A 484-nucleotide genomic window follows, 5' to 3' on the forward strand; every position below is an offset into this window, starting at 1 on the left:
AATCCGTTATTTTTGTAAGAAGTCAGGCAGGGTTTTTGCTAAACTTATAAAATCTTAAGAAATCAAATTATGCTAAAGAAAATTTTAAAAATCATTGGGATTCTAATTGTCCTACTCGCAGCAGCTTTATTTGCTATTCCCTATTTTTTTAAAGATCAAATAAAAGCCAAAATTGCCGAAGCTATCAATGAAAAAGTAGATGCCAAAGTCACTTTTGCAGATGCCGATTTAAGTTTATTCAAAAATTTCCCAAACGCGAATGTGACTTTGGATAAGTTAGTTATTATAAACAAAGCTCCTTTTGAAGGCGACACGTTAGTTTCATTAGGTGAATTGAATTTAAAAATGTCCATTAAGGAACTTTTTAAGGGCAAAAACGAAGCAATGAATATTGACGGAATAACTTCAAAAAACGGGTTAATCAATATCATATTCAATAAAGACGGAATTGGGAATTATGACATCGCTTTGAAAGATAACAAAA

1 pseudogene is annotated in these 484 nt (G+C 30.8%); it reads left to right on the forward strand.

The features are described 5' to 3' along the window. Positions 1–69 precede the first annotated feature (69 nt). Positions 70–484 (forward strand): annotated as a pseudogene (locus AB674_RS21695) (AsmA family protein); the annotation flags it as partial.

Origin of the sequence: Flavobacterium sp. ABG (assembly GCF_001027725.1) — a bacterium.
Taxonomy (GTDB): Bacteria; Bacteroidota; Bacteroidia; order Flavobacteriales; family Flavobacteriaceae; genus Flavobacterium; species Flavobacterium cupriresistens.